At 28.3% G+C, this 4,553-nt stretch carries 5 protein-coding genes; all 5 read left to right on the top strand.

All coding sequences use genetic code 11. The annotated features are described in order from the left end of the window. The first annotated feature begins 189 nt into the window (after positions 1-189). The 5 genes from NE665_RS23275 (at position 190) to NE665_RS23255 (ending at position 3,818) form a co-directional block, all read left to right on the top strand. Positions 190-1,137 carry a helicase-related protein gene (locus NE665_RS23275; RefSeq protein WP_117445065.1) on the top strand — a complete coding sequence of 316 codons (948 nt, stop codon included), beginning with the start codon at positions 190-192 and terminating at the stop codon, positions 1,135-1,137. After that, positions 1,130-1,288, top strand: coding sequence for a hypothetical protein (locus NE665_RS23270; protein WP_181968943.1), 159 nt, complete (start codon positions 1,130-1,132; stop codon positions 1,286-1,288). Before NE665_RS23275 ends, NE665_RS23270 begins: the two co-directional genes overlap by 8 nt. Continuing rightward, positions 1,275-2,564, top strand: a complete 1,290-nt coding sequence (locus NE665_RS23265) for an AAA family ATPase (RefSeq protein WP_117445064.1) — start codon at positions 1,275-1,277, stop codon at positions 2,562-2,564. The genes NE665_RS23270 and NE665_RS23265 overlap by 14 nt, the downstream gene beginning before the upstream one ends. A 499-nt stretch (positions 2,565-3,063) precedes the next feature. Then, a complete protein-coding gene (locus NE665_RS23260; protein WP_117445063.1) occupies positions 3,064-3,291 on the top strand; it encodes a hypothetical protein in 228 nt (75 codons plus the stop codon). After that, positions 3,291-3,818: a hypothetical protein gene (locus NE665_RS23255; protein WP_117445062.1), complete on the top strand. Its 528-nt coding sequence runs from the start codon at positions 3,291-3,293 to the stop codon at positions 3,816-3,818. Before NE665_RS23260 ends, NE665_RS23255 begins: the two co-directional genes overlap by 1 nt. Positions 3,819-4,553 lie beyond the last annotated feature (735 nt).

Raw genomic sequence — 4,553 nt, 5'->3', positions numbered from 1 at the left:
GTCTAATCGCATAAGAAGTATTTACCACGATTTTAACCACGCTTGATAGCGAAAATATAAGAAGATAGACCTAGATATGTGAGGTTTACCACAAAAGCAAAATGCCCGTAGAGCCTATAAAATAAGGCTTTGCGGACATTTAAGAAGATATAAAAAGATAGTCAAAAAGACATATATAATTTAAGTGAAATGCTAAAAGTAAATTATGAATATAGATTAGCACTTTCAGCAACTTTGGATCGCCATGGAGATGAATCGGGCACGAAAAAATTATATGATTTTTTTGGAAAGAAATGCATTACATATGATTTGGGGCGAGCTATTATTGAAAGAAAACTGACACCATATTATTATTATCCTATACTTGTAACACTTGATGACGACGAATTAATTGATTATCAACAATTAACAGAGAAAATCCGAAAGTTTCATTATCAAGATAATGGTAATGATATGCCAGACGGGTTGAAAAAATTGTTAATTAAACGTGCTCGACTTATTGCAAAAGCAAAAAATAAAGTATTTGAATTTGAAAATAAGATATTAAACTATAAAAACGATAGCAATATTATTGTGTATTGTGGAGCAGTTAAGTACGATGAACATGATTTTGATGATTGTAATGAAGATAAAAAACAAATTGAGATAATTAAAGACTCTATGAATAAAAAGTTCAATATGGTAGCTACTAAATTTACAGCAGAGGAAGATGTAGTAGAGCGGCAGGCAATTATAAATTCATTTAAGCTTGAGGAAATACAGGCACTTGTGGCAATAAAGTGTTTAGATGAAGGAATGAATATTCCTGCTATTAAAACTGCGTTTATTTTGGCGAGTAGTACAAATCCAAAAGAATATATCCAACGAAGAGGAAGAGTATTACGAAGATCAGAAGGTAAGAAATTTGCAACTATATATGATTTTATTACAATTCCACGTAGATTGGATGAAGTGAAAAATATTACTAGTAGTTTAAAAGAAATGGAAGTAGGATTAGTTAAAAGAGAATTAATTAGATTGATAGATTTTTCAAATTTATCAAAGAATCCATCATATAGTAATGAGTTAATAGATAAGATCAAATCGGCTTACGATATAAATACAATTAATGATACGGAGGTAAATGAGTATGAGTGATTTATTTATTGAAAAGGAAAAAGTTGAAGAAATAATTACTGAGGCCTATAATCAAATTGATGACAAGGATAATGGTGTTATTACCAAAACACAAGCTATTGAAAACATTGTTGAAAAAATGAAGGAGGTTTTAAAAGATGCAACTGCTTAATATTAAAATCCGAAATTTCAGACAATATAAAGATGTCGATCTAGAATTAGCTTATGGTGAAGGGAATAAACTTACTGTGATTTTAGGAGAAAATGGTTATGGTAAAACAACTTTAATACGTGCTTTTGTATGGTGCTTATATGGGGAAAATACTTTTAAAGACCAAATTCTATTAAATAAAGATGTTGCTATTTCAATGAATGAAAATGATATTCAAAAAGTAGAAGTTAGAATTGATCTAAAACATAATGATTGTAGATATCGTATTTCTCGTTATGAAAATTATAAACATAATGGATCTAATGTAGTTAAAGAAGCATCATCTACATTAAGCGTACAAAGAGATGGAAAACCTATTTCTTATGACAAAGCACAAATTGAAATAAATAAAATTTTAAAACAGGATCTAAAGGATTATTTTTTCTATGATGGAGAACATAATAGAATCGAAGCTTCAGTTGATAGACGATCTATTAAGGATACAATTTCGCAAATGATGGGTATTAAACGTATTGAATCACTTAGAGAATACTTTAAACCAGTAGGTACTTACACTGTTACTAATAGTTTGACCAACAAGATGAAGGGAGATGCTTTAGAATTAAATCCATTAATGAAAGAAAAAGATGAACTATTACAAAAAAAGAGTGATCTTTTATCAGATGTAAAAGGGTATGATGACGAAGTATTAAAACTAACGCAACAATATAATGAAAAAGAAAGTCTTATAAAGGTAAACGATCAAGTAAAAGAAAAACAAATTGAAAAAGAACGTCTACAAAAGGAAATTAATGAAATTCAATTGGGTTTAGATGATGATTTTTCTAATATGATCTCAACAATTCAACCGAAGTCCACATCTCAAAATAAGAACTCACTTCCTTTTTTGAAAATATTATATGCACAATGTTTCAAACAAAAAAATATTGAAAATCTAGCTTTGAGCTCAAACTTTGGTTCTGAAAATTCGTTGTCCCATATTTCTGAGGAAGCGGTAGATCAACTGATTCAAAGAGGAACTTGCTTATGTGGAGCAATAATTAAGGGTGGAAATGATGCTTACAAACATCTTCAAGAAGCGAAAGAGCATATGGAGCCACATGATTTTGGAAAGTATTTATCCGATTTTAACGAATCAGAACAAAGTAATGTAACGTATGCTTATGATTACATTCAAAATAGTAGAACAAAAATTGAAGTTTTATTAGATAATATTGAACTTATTGAAAAAGATAAAGAGCTATTAGATATTGTAAAAAAAAGATATAGCAGGTAGACCAGATGTAGGTCAACTACAAATTGAAGCAAACAATATTAAAAGTCAAATTGATCATGCAGAAGGTGCGAAAAATTATATTCTGGAAACTCAAATTCCAGATATCGAAAGTCAGTTAAAAGAAGTAATTGATAAAATAGAGAGTTCAGCAAGTAAAACTCAAGAAAACGAAATCCTAAAAATTTGTTTAGAGTATGCAGATGCTATTTATAAAGCATCAAATAAAAAAGTTGTTGAAGCTCAAAAGAAGACAAGAGTATTAATTGAAAAAGAAGTAAATGAAGTATTCAAAAAGGTTTATCATGGTGAAAAAACAATTGAAATAGATGATAATTTTGAAATTATCACTAATACAAATTCTGGAATTTTAGATAACTCAACTGGTACTGAAACAGTAAAAAACTTCTCATTTGTTGCAGGATTATTAACCTCAGTAAAAAACAGTTTAGTTGAGGAACTGCATAAATCTGAAAATAGCGATGAAATATTCCCTCTAGTTATGGATGCTCCATTCTCTGATGTTGATGGATCTCATATTATAAAACTATGTGAAGTATTACCAGAATATTGTGACCAAATTATTATGGGTTTAATTCGAAAAGATTATGATACTGCTAAAGATGGATTATCAGGTAAAATTGGAAAGATATATCATATAGAAAAATATAAAGATCCATCTACAGGTAAGGAGTCTGAAACATACTCAATAATTAAGGAGGGAGAATAATGTTTGATAAAGATATTCGACTTTTCGGAAAGTACGCAGAAATCTTAAAAAAATACTCAAAAGATAATTCTAGTGAAAGTGAATATAAGTTTGATTTGTTAGATAACTCTGGTGTAAAACATATATGTTATATTTTTGAAACAATGATTGGATTATACATGTGTGCAGGTATGATAGGAGTAATTGAAGGTAAAAAAGTAGATAGTTCTAATGAAAATAGAAATATTTATGCAAATATAATGACGGAGCAAGTCCAAAAAAATAAAAATAATTTGAATAGAATTGTTCAATATATGGTCTTGAGCACTGAAGATGGAAGTACTGATAAGAAAATTAAAGATGCCTTTAGATTAAGAGATTCTTCAGATATAGAATTAGAAAAAGAATTAATGGCATATTGCTGTGCGGGATTGGAAATAATTGATGAATGGTTTAAAAACTGTACTACATATGAGAGACTAGCTAATGTATTATTAAACTTTATAGATAATTATTCGAGTGAGATTTCATCAGATGGACAATTATGATAAATTGAACACTATTCTAGTTGATTTCATAAAAGATATAGAAATATTAAGTAAGAAAGTACATTGTTATGCATATCCCAAAACAATGCGATCAATACTAACCGCTGCAGAAAAATCACCAATTGCCTCAAATTTTAGTGATAAGTATTATTATGGTAAATATACACATATCATTAACTAAGCTTGATAAGACTTTAATAAATTTATGTAAAAATAATTATCTAACTTATGATGAAAAGAATGGTAAAAAGAGATACAAATCTATTAGTGATAATTCCTCTATGAACAGTACTAAATCTGAAAATGTTGATAAACAATTGTCAGAAGAAGAAATAGATGAAATTATAAGCATACTTGATTATTTATAATTGATAATATTATTGTGGCAATTTTAATTATGATAAAAAATGCTTAATTTTGATACCACATTGTGATACCAATTTGATACCAATAGTTTGTATAATATAAAAAATAGGAATAAAATAATACAGAAAAAGGAAGAGAATGTGTAAGATATTAAATAAAAAAGTTTAATAATATAATTGCAATGAATAGTTTGAATAGTAAACAACAATGAAAAAGGGTCTCTAAATTAACGTAGGGTTGTGAAAAAAACGCTCTAAATAAACGTAGGGTTTTATGATGATTGAGGTGTGCTCTAAAGTATTATAGGGTTTCAAAAAGGCAGTGCAAATGTCAGAGTATGAACATGCACTGCCTTTTATAGTGTCAAAT

The sequence above is a fragment of the Clostridium sp. DFI.1.208 genome (assembly GCF_024463855.1).
GTDB lineage: Bacteria > Bacillota_I > Bacilli_A > Erysipelotrichales > Erysipelotrichaceae > Clostridium_AQ.
Note: the sequence above shows the minus strand (reverse complement) of the source record. Positions and strands in the feature narration are given on the sequence as shown.

Coding starts and splice junctions, on each gene's coding strand:
- NE665_RS23260 (WP_117445063.1), top strand. CDS start 3,064: ATGGATGCTCCATTCTCTGATGTTGATGGATCTCATATTATAAAACTA.
- NE665_RS23265 (WP_117445064.1), top strand. CDS start 1,275: ATGCAACTGCTTAATATTAAAATCCGAAATTTCAGACAATATAAAGAT.
- NE665_RS23270 (WP_181968943.1), top strand. CDS start 1,130: ATGAGTGATTTATTTATTGAAAAGGAAAAAGTTGAAGAAATAATTACT.
- NE665_RS23275 (WP_117445065.1), top strand. CDS start 190: ATGCTAAAAGTAAATTATGAATATAGATTAGCACTTTCAGCAACTTTG.
- NE665_RS23255 (WP_117445062.1), top strand. CDS start 3,291: ATGTTTGATAAAGATATTCGACTTTTCGGAAAGTACGCAGAAATCTTA.